This window comes from Streptomyces sp. NPDC006925, assembly GCF_042869575.1.
Classification (GTDB): Bacteria; Actinomycetota; Actinomycetes; order Streptomycetales; family Streptomycetaceae; genus Streptomyces.
This window is the reverse complement of the sequence record NZ_JBIAGB010000016.1, coordinates 27999-43869: the sequence shown is the minus strand read 5'-3', so window position 1 is coordinate 43869 and position 15871 is coordinate 27999. Positions and strand designations below refer to the sequence as shown.

14 protein-coding genes are annotated in these 15871 nt (G+C 73.6%); 6 read left to right on the top strand and 8 right to left on the bottom strand.

The window, feature by feature from the left end; translation table 11 throughout:
* Window positions 1-276: 276 nt before the first annotated feature.
* From ACFYNS_RS21260 to ACFYNS_RS21250, 3 genes are all read left to right on the top strand, one after another.
* Window positions 277-480, top strand: coding sequence for a cold-shock protein (locus ACFYNS_RS21260; protein ID WP_360290156.1), 204 nt, complete (start codon window positions 277-279; stop codon window positions 478-480).
* A 343-nt stretch (window positions 481-823) separates the two neighbouring features.
* Window positions 824-2284 (top strand): DEAD/DEAH box helicase, encoded by a 1461-nt coding sequence (locus tag ACFYNS_RS21255; protein WP_360290158.1) that lies wholly within the window; start codon window positions 824-826, stop codon window positions 2282-2284.
* Between the two features lie 208 nt (window positions 2285-2492).
* Complete coding sequence (locus ACFYNS_RS21250) at window positions 2493-2918, top strand: PPOX class F420-dependent oxidoreductase (protein ID WP_388604516.1); 426 nt, start codon at window positions 2493-2495, stop codon at window positions 2916-2918.
* Here ACFYNS_RS21250 and ACFYNS_RS21245 read toward each other — a convergent pair.
* From ACFYNS_RS21245 to ACFYNS_RS21230, 4 genes are all read right to left on the bottom strand, one after another.
* Window positions 2893-4410, bottom strand: coding sequence for an AlkA N-terminal domain-containing protein (locus ACFYNS_RS21245; protein ID WP_388604514.1), 1518 nt, complete (start codon window positions 4408-4410; stop codon window positions 2893-2895). The genes ACFYNS_RS21250 and ACFYNS_RS21245 overlap by 26 nt on opposite strands.
* A 33-nt stretch (window positions 4411-4443) precedes the next feature.
* Entirely contained in the window at window positions 4444-5073 is a 630-nt protein-coding gene (locus ACFYNS_RS21240; RefSeq protein WP_388604512.1) for a hypothetical protein, read from the bottom strand.
* A 78-nt stretch (window positions 5074-5151) separates the two neighbouring features.
* Window positions 5152-6318 (bottom strand): ribosome small subunit-dependent GTPase A, encoded by a 1167-nt coding sequence (gene rsgA, locus ACFYNS_RS21235; protein WP_388604510.1) that lies wholly within the window; start codon window positions 6316-6318, stop codon window positions 5152-5154.
* Window positions 6319-6618: 300 nt separating this feature from the next.
* The gene (locus ACFYNS_RS21230) at window positions 6619-7866 is read right to left on the bottom strand and encodes a YihY/virulence factor BrkB family protein (protein ID WP_360290169.1); all 1248 of its coding nucleotides are present in this window, start codon (window positions 7864-7866) and stop codon (window positions 6619-6621) included.
* A gap of 17 nt (window positions 7867-7883) precedes the next feature.
* On the opposite strand from ACFYNS_RS21230, the gene ACFYNS_RS21225 reads away from it, so the two are divergent.
* Entirely contained in the window at window positions 7884-9557 is a 1674-nt protein-coding gene (locus ACFYNS_RS21225; protein ID WP_388604508.1) for an acyl-CoA dehydrogenase family protein, read from the top strand.
* 4 nt (window positions 9558-9561) lie between these two features.
* On the opposite strand, the gene ACFYNS_RS21220 is transcribed toward ACFYNS_RS21225, so the two are convergent.
* Complete coding sequence (locus tag ACFYNS_RS21220; protein ID WP_074999979.1) at window positions 9562-10197, bottom strand: TetR/AcrR family transcriptional regulator; 636 nt, start codon at window positions 10195-10197, stop codon at window positions 9562-9564.
* A 156-nt stretch (window positions 10198-10353) separates the two neighbouring features.
* Here ACFYNS_RS21220 and ACFYNS_RS21215 point away from each other — a divergent pair, with 156 nt between their 5' ends.
* Both ACFYNS_RS21215 and ACFYNS_RS21210 read left to right on the top strand, forming a co-directional pair.
* The gene (locus tag ACFYNS_RS21215) at window positions 10354-11349 is read left to right on the top strand and encodes a beta-ketoacyl-ACP synthase 3 (protein WP_388604506.1); all 996 of its coding nucleotides are present in this window, start codon (window positions 10354-10356) and stop codon (window positions 11347-11349) included.
* A gap of 35 nt (window positions 11350-11384) precedes the next feature.
* Complete coding sequence (locus ACFYNS_RS21210; protein ID WP_388604504.1) at window positions 11385-11792, top strand: NUDIX domain-containing protein; 408 nt, start codon at window positions 11385-11387, stop codon at window positions 11790-11792.
* Window positions 11793-11818: 26 nt separating this feature from the next.
* Here ACFYNS_RS21210 and ACFYNS_RS21205 read toward each other — a convergent pair whose 3' ends face one another.
* From ACFYNS_RS21205 to ACFYNS_RS21195, 3 genes are all read right to left on the bottom strand, one after another.
* Entirely contained in the window at window positions 11819-12784 is a 966-nt protein-coding gene (locus ACFYNS_RS21205; protein ID WP_388604503.1) for a carbohydrate kinase, read from the bottom strand.
* A gap of 60 nt (window positions 12785-12844) precedes the next feature.
* Window positions 12845-14524, bottom strand: coding sequence for a murein biosynthesis integral membrane protein MurJ (gene murJ / locus ACFYNS_RS21200; RefSeq protein ID WP_388604501.1), 1680 nt, complete (start codon window positions 14522-14524; stop codon window positions 12845-12847).
* 164 nt (window positions 14525-14688) lie between these two features.
* Entirely contained in the window at window positions 14689-15807 is a 1119-nt protein-coding gene (locus ACFYNS_RS21195) for a metallophosphoesterase (RefSeq protein ID WP_388604499.1), read from the bottom strand.
* Window positions 15808-15871: the final 64 nt, after the last annotated feature.

Below are 15871 nucleotides of genomic sequence, written 5' to 3'. Positions count from 1 at the left end.
CGGACACAGAAATCTATTTTCGCCGCTACAGAAACATGAGTAATGCGCGGGGAGGAGTTTTACCCCGGCGGAGCCGGCGTGAGAAACGGTCGTAATCCAGGGAGTGGCCGTGCTACGGTTACGTCCAGTTGCAGTTGTGGTTCCCTGAAACTTCAAGCGCTCGTCCGGACCCCCGGAAAGAGCCTTGCGTTCGTCCGTTGTGCGGAGGGTTATCATCGCGGCAACCCCGGTCCCCGCGCAGTGCGGCTCCGGGCACCGCCTTGAAGGAGATGCATTTTGGCTACTGGCACCGTGAAGTGGTTCAACGCGGAAAAGGGCTTCGGCTTCATCGAGCAGGAGGGCGGCGGCGCAGACGTGTTCGCCCACTTCTCGAACATCAACGCCACCGGCTTCCGTGAGCTGCTCGAAGGCCAGACAGTGAGCTTCGATGTCACGCAGGGCCAGAAGGGCCTCCAGGCGGAGAACATCGTTCCCGCCTGACGCTGACATGTGCGACGAGCTGGGGCACGCACGTGCGTGCGGCCCCGGCTCGTCGCGTTATTTCCCGCTCGCCCCTCTCCGACAGTGGCGAGTGAGCGGCAGCACAGTCTGTCTGTCGCGTCGCCGGACTGCGGAGCGGCACCTGCCCCGCTCTCCACGGCTTCCCCGCACCGTTATTTTCCGGCCGCCCCGGCCGGCAGCGAACCGGTGCGTTTCCTGACGACTCCGTAGCTATTTCGGCCACGGGTTTTTCGTCTTTTTCTTCGGCTCGGTCTTGTGAATCCTTGTGCGGCGCATGCTGCGGTGAATTCCTCGATTCGTGCCGCATCGAGGAAGGTTCCGCATGAACCGTACTGCTCGCACCGCTGCCGGCTCCTCCCGCGGACGCGGCCGCGACGGCCGCCGCTCGCAGGCCGCCCACCGGGCCGGGCCTCCGCGCTCGACCAAGCGCCCGGCGCAGGGACGGCCCTCGGGCCCCCCGAAGGAGTTCGCGCTGCCGGTCACCCACACCCCGCCGCTGCCGGCCGTCGAGACGTTCGCCGGCCTCGACATGCCCGACCGCCTCAAGGCCACACTGCGCGCCCAGGGAATGAGCTCCCCGTTCCCCATCCAGGCAGCGACGCTGCCCAACGCGCTGGCCGGCCGGGACGTCCTGGGCCGCGGCCGCACCGGCTCGGGCAAGACGCTCGCCTTCGGTCTCGCTCTGCTGGCCCGAACCCATGGGCAGCGCGCCGAACCCCGGCACCCGCTGGGGCTGGTCCTCGTTCCCACCCGGGAGCTGGCCCAGCAGGTGACCGCGGCACTCACCCCCTACGCACACGCGCTGCGGCTGCGGCTCACCACCGTGGTCGGCGGCATGTCGATCAGCCGTCAGGCACGCGACCTGAAAGTCGGCAGCGAAGTCGTGATCGCCACCCCCGGCCGGCTCAAGGACCTCGTCGAACGCGGCGACTGCGCACTGGACCAGGTGGCCATCACGGTGCTGGACGAAGCTGACCAGATGGCCGACATGGGCTTCATGCCCCAGGTCACCCACCTGCTCGACCAGGTACGCGCCGACGGGCAGCGGCTGCTGTTCTCCGCCACCCTGGACCGCAACGTCGACCTGTTGGTGCGCCGCTACCTGAGCGACCCGGTGGTCCACTCCGTCGACCCCACTGCGGGCGCGGTGACCGCCATGGAGCACCACCTGCTGCACGTGCAGGGGGCCGACAAGCACGCGGCGGTCACCGAGATCGCGGCCCGCGACGGGCGGGTGATCATGTTCTTGGACACCAAGCACGCGGTGGACCGGCTGACCCGGGACCTGCTGGCGGTCGGGGTGCGCGCCTCGGCCCTGCACGGCGGGAAGTCGCAGTCCCAGCGCACCCGGACGCTCGCCGGGTTCAAGTCCGGTCACGCGAACGTCCTGGTGGCCACCAACGTCGCGGCGCGCGGCATCCACGTCGACAATCTCGACCTCGTCGTCAACGTCGACCCGCCGAGCGACCACAAGGACTACCTGCACCGCGGCGGTCGCACCGCCCGCGCCGGTGAGTCGGGCACCGTCGTCACCCTGGTTCTTCCCGGACAGCGACGTGACATGAACCGCCTGATGTCGGACGCCTCCATCACCCCGGAGCAGACCCGAGTCCGCTCCGGCGACGCCGACTTGGGGCGCATCACCGGTGCGCAGACGCCTTCGGGGATCCCGCTCACCGCCGCGGACACCGAACCGCCCAAGCCCGCCCCTGCGCAGCGGACACGGCGTGGCCGGCCCGCCGCCCGCCGGGGGCGCCGCTCCTCCTTCAAGACGGCCGCATAGTCCCGGCCCTGGCCCTTCGGCAGGCCAGGTGGTCACGGAGACGGTCGGGGGAGACAGCTCCCATGACAGGGTGCTTGCTGCCGGTGTCCGAGGGCTGCAGGACCGGTACGGGGCACCGACCGCGGCGCCGGTTGTAGGTCCCGGGACGCGGGCCGGGTGCGACCGGCGTCCGATGCGGGTGCGAGCGCGGTGTGTGACGCTGCTTCGTATGACGGAGACGACACCACCCGCCGGCCCTCCCGGCACCCCGGGCGACCCCCGTGACCAGGCGTTCACCGCCGCCGAGTGGGAGTACCTGGCCTCCCAGCGGCTGGGGCGGCTGGCGACGGTGGATCCCCGGGGCCAGCCGCAGAACAACCCGGTCGGCTTCTTCCCGCAGCAGGACGGCACCATCCTGGTGGGCGGCTTCGCGCTGGCGACGACGAAGAAGTGGCGCAACCTCCGGGCGCAGCCCCGGCTCGCCCTCGTGGTGGACGACATCGTCAGCTTCTCGCCGTGGCAGGTGCGCGGCGTGGAGGTACGGGGCGTGGCCGAACTGCGCGAGGGGCCGCACGGCCTCGGCCCGCACTTCAGCGACGAGCTGATCGTCATCCACCCGCGCCGGGTGCTCAGTTGGGGGCTGGAGGAGGCGTGAGGCCGGTCGCGTGCCACAGGTGGTGCAGCGCGTAGGAGCGCCAGGGGCGCCACCGGTCGGCCTGCCCCTCCGAACCGATCAGCGCCAGCCCGTGCCGCACTCCCGCGTCGCCGGGGAGGAAGACGTCCGGGTCGCCCAGGGCGCGCATCCGGATGTAGCCCGCCGTCCACGGCCCGATCCCGGGGAGCGCCAGCAGAGCGCTTTCGGTCTCCTCCCGGTCGGCACCGGGGTCGAGCACGACGGTGCCGTCCGCGAGTGCCGCCGCTACGGCCCGGATGGTGCGGCGGCGGGTCTGCGGCATGCCCAACTCGCCCAGCGGCGCCTCGGCGAGCGTTCCGGCGTCCGGGAACAGATGGGTGAGCGCGCCGTCCGGGGCCGCCAGCGGTTTCCCGTAGCCGGCGACCAGCGTGCCGCCCAGCGTCCGTGCGGCGCCGACGGTGACCTGCTGCCCGAGCACGGCGCGGACCGCCAGCTCGTGCGTGTCGGCGGCGCCGGGTGAGCGCAGCCCGGGCGTCCGGGAGACGAGCCGGCCCAGGGCCGGCTCGCCACCGAGCCGCTCGCCGACCGCGTAGGGGTCCGCGTCCAGGTCGAAGAGGCGCCGCACGCGCTGCACCGCGGTCGTCAGGTCCCGCAGGTCCCCCAGGTGGAGCCGACAGTCGAGCCAGCCCTTGCTGCTGCGTGCCGCGCACTCGTCGACCTCGGCGATCCCGATGCCGTAGGGCAGGCTCAGGGTCCGCCGGTAGGTGCGGCCGCCGGGGGCGCCCCGTACCTCCTCGACTCCCGGTACGGCCCGGCGTGCCAGGAAGCCGAAGACCTGTCCGGTGTCGTAGCGGCCGCGGTAGGCGAGCCGCAGCGGCACCCCGGCGACGGCCGCGCCTCCGTGTGCCGCCGCCTCGCGCGCCTCCGGGCGGCCCGCGGGGCCGTGCCCGCCGCGGGCGGAGGCCGCGCGCAGCGCGCTCGGGGTGCGGGCGTAGATCTCGCGGACGGTGTCGTTGAACTGCCGCACGCTGGCGAAACCGGCGGCGAACGCGACCTGGGTGACGGGTAGCGGCGTGGTCTGGAGCAGCACCCGGGCGGTGTGCGCCCGCTGGGCCCGGGCCAGGGCCACGGGGCCGGCACCGAGTTCGGCGGTGAGCTGGCGCTGCACCTGGCGGGAGCTGTAGCCCAGCCGCCGGGAGAGGCCCGCCACGCCCTCGCGGTCCACCACCCCGTCGGAGATCATCCGCATCGCGCGGCCCACCAGGTCGGCCCGTACGTTCCACTCGGCGGAGCCGGGCACCGCGTCCGGGCGGCATCGGCGGCAGGCACGGAAGCCCGCGGCCTGGGCCGCCGCCGCGGTGGGGTAGAAGCGGACGTTCTCCCGCTTGGGGGTCACCGCGGGGCAGCTCGGCCGGCAGTAGATCCCGGTGGTGCGCACCCCGAGGAAGAACACTCCGTCGAAGCGCGCGTCTCTGCTGCGTACCGCCTCGTACCTGCTGTCTTCTGTGGTCACGTGCTCCAGTGTGGAAGAGCGCCGGGCCGGGGGCTAGCGGGAATCGGACGTGGCCGTCGGTGCGTCCCCGGGCGGCTGCGGACCGACCGGGAGGCGCTGCAGCAGTCCCCAGGTGAACTCCGCGACGACCGCGTGCGGGGTGCCGGCCCGGTCCGGCGCCGTGCAGGCGAGCCGCCGGCGGTGGGGGGCCGAGCCCTCGCGCGGCTGCGCGGGGTGGAAGGCGCGGGCGGCCTCGTCGACGGTGCAGGACCAGGGGACCAGGTCCTCGACGGTGCGCAGCCGGGGCCCGGGGGCGCCGGGGGCGCGCACCAGCCACGCGTTCCACGCGGGCCCCCCGCCGGGCGCGCTCAGCACCTCGAAGCGCAGGTCGGGCCAGAGCGGCAGGGCCCAGGAGCGCGCCTGGCACACCAGGTCCCCGAGCCGACGCTGCTCGGTGCGCTCGGGCGGGCCGAGGACCGCACGGTAGGGCGCGGACGTGCCGCGGGGTGCGTGGAGCATCGCCTGCCAGCGTTTGTTGGCCTCGCGCATGGCCGCCCGGTCGACGCCGAGTTCCCGCAGCGCCGCGGCCACCCTGCCGGGCTGGAAGTCGGCCATCCTGCGCAGCAGCACGAGCTGGAACTCCAGCGCGCCGAACGCCGCCGGGGAGCCGGTCGGGGGGCCCATCACGCGGGTGGCCGGGGTGGCGGGAGCGGCAGCATGGTGGGGACGGTACCAACCGCCCCCACCATGCTCACCGGCCCGCTACGCCTTGCGGCGCGGGCCGCGCTTGCGCTCGCCCAGGTGGCGGCCGAGCTCCTGGCGCTGTTTGAACAGCTTGCGCTGCTGGGCGCGCAGCCGCGCGTCCGTACGAGCGGCCAGCCGGGTGTTCTCCCGCAGCAGCTTGCGGTAGCTGTGCAGACGCCGTTCGGGCAGCGCGCCGCTCTCCACCGCGGCGAGCACCGCGCATCCGGGCTCCGCCTCGTGGGCGCAGTCCTGGAAGCGGCAGTCGGCGGCGAGCTCCTCGATCTCGGAGAACGCCTGGCCGAGCCCCTCCTCGGCGTCCCACAGGCCGACGCCCCGCAGGCCGGGGGTGTCGATGAGGACGCCCCCGCCGCGCTCCGCGGCCAGCGGCAGCAGGTTGCGGGTGGTGGTGGTGTGCCGGCCCTTGCCGTCCTGGTCCCGGATGGCCTGCACACGCTGTGTCCGGTGCCCCAGCAGTGCGTTGGCCAGCGAGGACTTGCCCGCGCCCGACTGGCCGAGCAGCGCTGTGGTGCCGCCCGCGAGGGCGGTCGCGAGGGGATCGAGCCCCGCACCGGTCCGCGCGCTGACGGGCAGCACCCGGACGCCGGGGGCGGAGGTCTCCGCGTCGGCGACCAGGTGCGCGACGGTGGCCTCGTCGGGTACGAGATCCGCCTTGGTGAGGGCGAGCATCGGCTGTGCGCCGCTGCTCCAGGCCAGCGAGACGAACCGCTCGATCCGGCCCAGGTCCAGTTCCGCGTCGAGGGACACGGCGATCAGCGCGTGGTCCACGTTGGCGGCCAGGACCTGCCCCTCGGAACGCTTGGAGGAGGTGGAGCGGACGAAGGCGGTACGCCGGGGCAGCAGGGTGCGGACGTACGGCGGGGTACCGGTGGCGTCGACGACCGCCCAGTCGCCGGTGCACACGACCCGCATCGGGTCGCGCGGGACGACGTACTCGGTGTCGGCGCGCAGGGTGCCCGCCGGGGTGACCAGATCGCACTGGCCACGGTCGACCCGCACCACCCGGCCCGGCAGCGGGTCGGGCCCGGCCGCGGCCGGGTCGGCGATCGCCCGCTGGAACTCGGCCTGCCATCCGGCGTCCCAGCCGTATACGGCCAGCGCCGGGTGATCAGGGTGTGCGGGGGTGTTGATCGTTCGTGACGTGCTCTGCGACGTGCTCTGTGACAAGGGAGGGCCCTTCACATGGGTGGCCCCGGCCCGGCGCAGGAAGGATCGGCCGGTTCAGCCGGTGGCCACGGAGGTGGGTGTGACGGACTGGATGCGGGCAGCGCCCGGCGCGGTGACAGCCATCGGTCAACACCTCCGTTCTTGTCGCAGGGCACGGCGGTCGTGGCGCCGCCGTGCGGAATGCGAGGACAGTAGCGCGCTCCGACGCCCGGCCGCCACCGTTTTTTCGGCTTCCCTTCCGCGTTCCGCTGCCCACCCGGCCGTCCGCGCCCTCCGCGGCAGTACCCGGGCGGGCAGCGGTCAGTTCCCGGGGCCGCCGCTCCCGGGCTCGCGCCGGGCGGACTCGGCGGGTTCCTTGAGGTCCTCGCGGTCGTGCCCGCGGGGGCGCAGCAGCCGGCCGCGGACGTCGGACGGGGGCAGGAACTTGGTCCAGCGCTCCGGGAACTCGGCGGGCGCGTCCAGGTCGAAGGGGGAGTCGTCCTCGTCGGTCTCGTCGGCCTCGTCCCCGGTGCGGCGGCGGCGCCGGGCCTGGACGGCGGCGACGACCTCGGCCGCCGCCTCCTCGCGGCGGCGCTCGTTGGCGCGCCGCGCCGCCGCGGTGGCCACCGAGGGCCACACATGGTCGATGGCCGCGTTGACGGCGGCCCCCACCAGCACCGCGAACGCCGAGACGCCGATCCACAGCAGCACCGCGACGGGTGCGGCCAGGGAGCCGTAGATCGTGGGCCCCTCGACGGTGTTGGTCAGGTACAGCCGCAGCAGGAAGCTGCCGAGCACCCACATCACGAGCGCCACCGAAGCGCCGGGGATGTCCTCGCGCCAAGGCGAGCGCACGGGCACGGAGACGTGGTAGAGCGTGGTGAGGAAGACGATGGACAGCAGCAGGACGACCGGCCAGTAGAAGGCGCTGACCAGCCACTGGGCCTGCGGCACCAGGCGCAGCACCGCGTCCGGCCCGGCCACCATGAGCGGCAGCGCCACCGCGCCGATCACCAGCGCGACGAGGTACAGCACGAAGGCCAGCAGCCGGGTCTTGACGATGCCGCGCCGTCCGTCCAGCCCGTACATCACGGTGATGGTGTCGATGAAGACGTTCACCGCGCGGGAGCCGGACCACAGGGCCAGTGCGAAGCCGAGGGAGATGACGTCGGGTCCGCCGCCCCGGATGACGTCGTCGATCAGGGGGCGTGCGAGCTGGTCGACGCCCCGGTCGGAGAGCACGGTGGCGGAGGCGTCCAGGAAGTTCTGCCGGATGCTCTCGATGGTGTCGGCGCCCACCCAGTCGAGGTAGCCGAGCGAGCCGATCAGGCCGAGCAGCAGCGGGGGGATCGAGATCAGGGTGAAGAACGCCGCCTCGGCGGCCAGCCCCAGGACGCGGTACTCCATGCAGGAGTTGACGGTGTCCTTGAGCAGCAGCCAGGCCATCCTCCGCTTGGGGACGTCCCGGTACTTCACCCGCGCCCTGCGGAACTGGTTGCGGGACCGGCGGGGGGCCCACTTCAGGGCCCGTCCGCCGGTCTGCTCAGGGGTTTCCTCGACTGCACGCACCTCTTTAACGTATCTGTATGCCACCCTCGACACACACCGTGACCAACCAGGCCCCGCCGCTGACCGACTACGACGTCTTCTCGACCGACGCCGTGCTGGCCGAGGGCGTCGCCCGGCACATCGCCCCCGAGCAGGCCGAGGAGGCCCGGTCCGAGCTGGCCGGACTGGGCCGTGCGGCGGGCTCCGCGCAGGCACAGGAGTGGGGCAGGCAGGCGAACGAGAACCCGCCGGTGCTGCGTACCCACGACCGGTTCGGGCATCGGATCGACGAGGTGGAGTTCCACCCGGCGTGGCACCACCTGATGGAGCAGGCGGTGCACGCCGGGTTGACGGACGCCTGGTCGCGGCCCGACGGGCAGCTCCGCCGCACGGCGGGCTTCTACGTGTGGTCGCAGGTGGAGGCCGGGCACAGCTGCCCCGTCTCGATGACGCACGCCGCGGTGCCCGCGCTGCGCAAGGAGCCGGAGCTGGCCGCCGAGTGGGAGCCGCGGCTGAGTGCGCACCGCTACGACTACGGCCTGGACCGGCCGGCGAGCGCCAAGCTCGGGGCGATCGCCGGGATGGGCATGACCGAGAAGCAGGGCGGCAGCGACGTCCGGGCCAACACCACCGAGGCCGTGCCGCTCTCCGGCGAGGGCGAGTACACGCTGCTGGGGCACAAGTGGTTCTGCTCGGCGCCGATGTCGGACGTCTTCCTGGTGCTGGCGCGGACGGCCCCGGCGGCCGGGGACGGCGGTCTGACGTGCTTCCTGGTGCCGCGGGTGCTGCCGGACGGCACCCGCAACGCGTTCCGCATCCAGCGGCTGAAGGACAAGCTGGGCAACCGCTCCAACGCCTCCGGTGAGATCGAGTTCGACGGCACGACCTGGGCGCGCCGGGTGGGCGAGGAGGGCCGCGGGGTGGCCACCATCATCGAGATGGTGGCCGCGACCCGGCTGGACTGCGTGACGGGCTCGGCCGCGCTGATGCGGCAGGCGGTGGCGCAGGCCACGCACCACACCGCGCACCGTTCGGCGTTCGGCAGGCCGCTGGTCGAGCAGCCGCTGATGCGCAACGTGCTGGCGGACCTGGCGCTGGAGTCGGAGGCGGCCACCACGCTGGCGCTGCGGCTGGCCGCGGCCTACGACAGCGCGGCGGGTGAGGGCCCGCAGGCGGACGCCGACCGCGCGTTTCTGCGGCTGGCGCTGCCGACGGCGAAGTACTGGGTGACCAAGCGGTGTGTGCCGCTGACCGGCGAGGCGCTGGAGTGCCTGGGCGGGAACGGCTATGTGGAGGAGTCGCCGATGCCGCGGCTGCTGCGCGAGGCGCCGCTCAACTCGCTGTGGGAGGGCTCGGGGAACGTGCAGGCGCTGGACGTGCTGCGGGCGCTGCAGCGCTCGCCGCAGTCGCTGGATGCGTTCCTGACCGAGATCGGGCGGGCGCACGGCGCGGACCACCGGCTGGACGCCGCCGTCAAGGACGTGTTCGCGCAGTTGGCGGATCTGGAGGGGATCGAGGCCCGGGCCCGGCGGCTGGTGGAGCGGATGGCGCTGGTGCTGCAGGGCTCGCTGCTGGTGCGGTTCGCGCCGACGGCGGTCTCGGACGCGTTCTGCGCTTCGCGGCTGGGCGGCGACTGGGGCGCGGCCTTCGGCACGCTGCCCTCGGGTGCCGATCTGGCGGCGCTGGTGGAGCGGGCGCTGCCGCAGGTGTAGCTACTCAGTTCCGGGGTGCGGTGCCCGCCGGGGGTGCCGCACCCAGCATCCGGTCCAGGGCCCGGCGGGTGCGGGCCGGCGCCGTGGCGTCGGCGAAGAGCTGCAGTTCCTGGTTGAGCCCCATGTAGAGCCCGTGCAGTTCGAAGGCGAGCTGTTCGGGGTCCTCGCCGCGGCCGAGTTCTCCCACCTCGACGGCGATCCGCAGGTCGTTCACCAGGAGGCGCCGTCCGCGCAGCATGAACCGGGCCACGGTGTCGTGGACGGGGCCGCCGCGGGTGTCGAACTCGACGGAGGCGGCGGTGAACAGGCAGCCGCCGGGGAAGGCCGTGCGTTCCTGTTCCAGGTAGCGGATCCACGCCTCGCAGAAGGCGCGCAGCCGGACCAGGCCCGGCTGCAGGTCGGCGACCGGTTCCCAGACCAGCCGGGTGAAGAGTCCGGAGGCGCCGTGCAGGGCGGCGAGTTGCAGCGCCTGCTTGGTGCCGAAATGGCCGAGTACGCCCGCCTTGCTCATGCCGAGGTCGGTGGCGAGCCGTCCGATCGTCAGCCCCTCCAGCCCCTCGACGGAGCCGATGGCGACGCTGCGCTCGATGATCCGCTCCCGCGTGCGGCGGGCCTCGGCGGCGGACTTGCGTGGGCTCATGCCTCCATCGTATCCGGCCTCCCCCATTTAACTTCCGATCGATCGGTTGCTATATTTTCGGCGCCGGACGCGCATCGAGGGCGTCCGGCGCCGGACGTTCTGGACGCGCAGCCCCGACGCCCGGCTCCCATCCGCCGCAGCGAGGAGAGCAGCACCGTGCCGGGAACCCGCATCGCCGCACTGGGCCACCACCAGCCCGACCGCGTCCTGACCAACGACGACCTGGCGAGCCTGGTCGACACCAGCGACGCCTGGATCCGGCGGCGCACCGGGATCGCCGCCCGGCGCATCGCGGCCGAGGACGAGACGGTCGCCGACCTGGCCGCCCCGGCCGCGGGCAAAGCGCTGGCCGCCGCCGGACTCGCCCCCGAAGACATCGGCCTGGTGGTCCTGGCCACCTGCTCGGCGCGGGACCGCTGCCCCAGCAACGCGGCCCAGGTCGCCCGCGCCCTGGGGATCCCCTCCGCGGTCGCCTACGACCTCAACAACGGCTGCGCGGGCTTCTGCACCGCGCTCGCCTCCGCGAGCCACTCGGTGCGCGCGGGCGCCGCCCGGCACGCGCTGGTGATCGGCGCGGAGAAGATGTCCGACGTCACCGACTGGACGGACCGCAGCACCTGCGTGCTGCTGGGGGACGGCGCGGGCGCGGCGGTCGTCAGCGCCGTCCCGGACAACCACACGGACGGCGACGCGGACGGCGACGCGGTGGCGGAGGCCGGACCGGAGGGCATCGGGCCCGTCGAATGGGGCTCGGACCCGACGCGGGGCGAGATGGTGCGGCTGCTGGACGACTGGCAGCCGCACTTCGCCCAGGAGGGACAGGCGGTCTTCCGCTGGGTCACCACCGAACTCCCCGCCGTGGCCCGCCGCGCCTGCGAACGGGCCGGGCTGGCACCCCGCGACCTGGCGGGGGTGGTCACCCACCAGGCCAACCTGCGGCTGATCGAGGCCTTGCTGGACCGGCTCGGCCTGCCCGAGGACACGGTGGTCGCCCAGGACGTGGTCGAGTCCGGCAACACCTCCGCCGCCTCCGTGCCGCTGGCGCTGGCCAAACTGGTGGAGCGGCGGGAGATCGCGCCGGGCGCGCCCGTGCTGCTGCTCGGCTTCGGCGGCGGCCTGTCCTGGGCGGGCCAGGTGATCCGCTGCCCGTGACAGCGTCTCCGGCGGCGGCTGACAGGATCGGTCCCATGCATACCGGAGCCGTCGGGGAGACCGCCGCCGAACTCGTCGTCGCCGCGGCGGCCGTCGTCGAACGGGGGCGGCTGCTCGTGGTGAGCAAGCACGCCGCGCCCGACCTGTTCTACCTGCCCGGCGGCAAGCCGGAGCCCGGCGAGAGCCTGCGCGCCGCGCTGGAGCGCGAACTGCGCGAGGAGCTGGGCGTCGCGCCGTCGTCCGCCACCCCGCTCACCGAGATACGGGGGACGGCGGCGCTGGAGGGCGTCCCGATGCGGCTGGTGGTCTTCCGGGCCGACCTGGTCGGACGGCCCGCGCCGGCCGCCGAGATCGCCGCGCTTCGCTGGACCGGCGCGGCGGTCTCCCCGGATCTCAACCTGGCCCCGGCCGTCCGGAACCACGTCCTCCCGCTGGTGCTGTGACTCGGTGTCCCCGCCGGTGGTGTGGGTCAGTCCGCCGCCAGGTCGGCCGCCCAGGGCGGGTTCGCGCCGCGCACCGAGACGACCGCGGCGGCCACCCGGACGCCGAACTCCAGCGCCTCGGTGACCTGCTGCCCGGTGAGACCGTCCAGCCTCCCGCCGAGCGCCCCGGCTCTCCGCAGGGCGTGCAGGAAGCCCGCCATGAAGGAGTCGCCCGCGCCGACCGTGTCCACGACCGGGGTGGGCGGGGTCGCAACGCGCACGCGGGTCCCGTCCAGCGAGGCCAGCACGCCCTCGGCGCCGAGGGTGACCACGACCAGCGGCACACCGTCCGCGTGGAAGGCGTCGGCCCCCTCCTCCGGGGTGGCGCCGGGCCGCAGGTGGGCCAGGTCGTCGTCGGACAGCCGCAGGATGTCGGCCGCCGCGCACCAGCGGGGCAACGCGGCACGGTAGTCGGCCGGTTCGACGAGCAGCGGCCGGACGTTGGGGTCGACCGAGACGGTGGCCCGCTCGCGGATGGCCGCCAGCAGGCGTTCGACGGCCGCCGCGCCGGGCTGCCGGACCAGCGCGAGCGAGCCGGTGTGCAGGCAGCCGACGGGATCGGCGGTGGCGGCGGCGAGTTCGGCGTCGGTCCACTGCCAGTCGGCTGTCCGCTGCGCGTGGAAGGAGTAGTCGGCACTGCCGTCCTCGGCCAGATCCGCCACGGCCAGGGTGCTGGGTTCGGGCGCCGCGCGTACCGCGTGGCCCAGGTCGACGCCGGACTCCGCGAGCCGGGCGGCGAACAGCCGCCCGAAGACGTCGTGCGAGAGCCGCCCCAGGAACCGGGTCGGGGTGCCCAACCGGGCCAGCGCCACGGCCGTGTTGGCGGGCCCGCCGCCGGGGAAGACGTCCAGCGCGAGCGGCGCCGGGGCGTCGTCCCCGGAGCTGCACGGCTCGGTCACGAACGCGTCGGCGACGCACTCGCCCAGCACGGCGAGGGGAAGTTCTGCGGTCATCTCGGCCCTTCCGGTCTCACAACTCGGCGCCTCTCCGGCCCTGTCGGCACCACCGTACGGTCACGGGGTGCGCCGGGCGCGGCCCGGCAGGGTCCGCAGTTCCGGCACCCCCAGCAGCCGCCCCAGCACGAGGTAGCCGACGGCCAGTGCGAGGACGCCGGATGCCAGGGACAGCGCCGCGGGCAGCGTGCCCCCGCCGAGGGTGCGCCGCACCGCGTCCGCCGCCGCCCAGCCGAGTCCCGCGGCCACGGCCGACGCGAGGGCGACCTTTCCGTACGCCCGAGCCAGTCCTCCCGAGGCGTCGAGCCGGCCGGACAGCCTGCGGCGCAGCAGCCGGAGCGTGAGCAGCAGTCCGGCGGCGTAGGCCAGTGCGTACCCGGCGGCCATGCCGGTCACCGCCCAGCGGGGCGGCAGCAGCAGATGGCAGCCGGTGGCCAGGGCGATGTTCGCGGCCGCGATGAACGCCGCCGTCCAGAAGGGGGTGCGGGTGTCCTCGAAGGCGTAGAAGCCGCGCAGCAGCAGGTACTGCGCGGAGAAGGGGATCAGGCCGAGTCCGAACGCCTGGAGCATCTGTCCCAGGGGCCGGGCCGATTCGGCGTCCGCGGCGCCGTGTGCGAACAGCAGCGCGGCGATCTGCGGGCCGAGGGCGAGGAAGAGGAAGGCGGTGGGGACGATGGCGGCGCCGGTGAGCCGGAGCCCGCGGGCCAGGTCGGCGCGCAGGTCCGCGTGCCGTCCCTCGGCCACCGCGCGGCTCATCCGGGGCAGCAGCGCGGTCACCAGCGAGACGGTCACGATGGACTGCGGCAGCATCCAGATGGTCTGCGCGTAGGTGTAGGCGGAGTATCCGGCGCCCGCGTCGGGGAGCGCCTGGTCGGCTGCGTTGGCGTAGTTGGTGACGACGGTGAGCGCGACCTGGTTGGCCAGCACGAACAGCAGTGTCCACTTGGCGGCGTGCGCGCTGCGGCCCAGGCCGGTGCCGCGCCAGTCGAAGCGCGGCCGGAAGCGGAATCCGGCGGCGCGCACGAACGGGACCAGCGCGAGGGCCTGCAGGGCGATGCCGCCGGTGGTGCCCAGGCCCAGCAGCCGCACCTGGGTGCCGGTGATGTCCGCGACCCGTTCGGGGGCCGTCATCATGCCCAGGTAGACGCCGAACATGGCGATGAGGACGACGTTGTTCAGGATCGGGGTCCACATCATCGCGCCGAACTTCTCGCGCGCGTTGAGGACCTGGCCGAGGATGGCGAACAGCCCGTAGAAGAAGATCTGCGGCAGCAGGAAGCGCGCGAAGACGACGGTCAGCTCGAACGCCTCGTGCTGTGCGTGCGTGTCCCGCATGTAGAGGCCCACGATCTGCGGCGCCGCCCAGACGGCGAGTGCCGTACCGAGTGCGAGCACGGTGACCACGAGGGTCACCAGGCGCTGCTCGTACGCCCTGCCGCCGTCGGCGTGCGTGGCGCGCGCCCGCACGAGCTGCGGCACGAGTACGGCGTTGAGGGCCCCGCCGATCAGCAGGGTGTAGAGGCTGGTGGGCACGGTGTTGGCGGTGTTGTACGTGCTGGCCAGCAGTCCGGTGCCGAGCGCCGCTGCCTGCAGCACCTGCCGGATGAGCCCGGTGGCCCGCGAGACGACGGTGCCCGCCGCCATCAGCAGCGACGAGCGGGCGAGCCCGGACCGGCCGGGGGCTGTCGGGGACTCGGGCGCTGTCCGCGCAGCGGCCACCGGCCGCGTTCCGTCTGCCATCCGGACAATCTAAGGGCAGTTGATCACCTTCCGTGAATCACCCCGGAGGGCACCGGAACTTCCCCACTCCCGCTCCGCGGGCGAGCGGGTGGCGCACCTGGTGCGGTGACCTTCCCGGCCGGCCGCTGTGTCGCCGGTCAGCCGGCCGGCCGCCGTGTCCCCGCTCAGCCGACCGCGTCCGCGCGGCGGGCCCCGGCGGGCAGCCGGTCGGTGCGGGTGTGCCGGTAGGCGTGGACGGGCTCGCCCGTGCCCGGTTCGAGGGTGTAGGCGTCCACCACGACCTGCTGCGCGTTGATGGTCAGCAGCATGAAGCCGAGGGTGTCGTACGCCTCCCAGAACGCCTTGTTGCTCGGCTCGTCCGCCCGGCCTTTGGTCTTGGCCGCGGCGCCGCAGACGATCTGCTGGGTGCCCTGGTACCGCGCCGCCGTGTCCAGGATCTGCAGCGTGTGGTCGTGCCCGCCCAGCAGGAACTCCGCCTTCCCGGCCACGACGTCCTCGTACAGCTCCTTGACGTGCTTGCCGCTGAGGTAGTCGCCGCAGGAGATGCCCTCGTACTCCCCGGCGTTGCGGTGCGTGCCGTTGTTGCGCAGCGGGTGGTGCGCGAAGACGAACTTCCAGCGGGCCCGGGAGGCGGCCAGCGACTGCTGGAGCCAGGCGCGCTGTTCGCGCGCGAAGGGACCGTTCCAGTAGTACTCGGGGTCGGTCTGCAACACGTAGGAGGCCAGCGGGGTGGTGTCGAGCGCGAAGAACTCCGCCACCGGCTCGTCGGCACCGCCGGGCACGGCGACCGAGTAGTAGCGGCCGGGCATGTACCAGCGGGCCGAGTGCGCATGGTAGGCGACCTCGTGGTCGCCGCGCGAGGGCCAGCCGCCGCTGCCGGGGATGATGCCGCTGGTGTCGTGGTTGCCGAGCACCATCAGCCAGGGCACGTCGATGCCGGCGTTGGGCCGTTCGAACTTGGACTGGAACTCGTCGTCCGTGTCGCTCTCGGGGCCGTTCTCGTAGATGTTGTCGCCGAGTCCGATCGCCAGGTCCACTCCGCGGCGTGCGCACACGGTGCGGGCGGCGTCGGCGACCTGCCACTGGCCGTCCCCGCCGGTGCCCGCGTCGCCGGTGAGCAGCACGGTCAGCTCGGCCTTGTCGGGTATCGGCAGCTTGTCGACCCCGGCGGCGAGCGCCTGCGGCACCGACGCGCCGCCCAGTACGGCGGCCGCGCCCACCCCGCCGGCTCCCGCGAGCACCGTCCGCCTGCTGACGCCGGTGCCGGCCCCCAGAGTTCCCATGCGTCTCTCCTCGTGTGTGTCTGGCACAGACACCACCCCCTACGGGTGAAGGTGACATGTACAC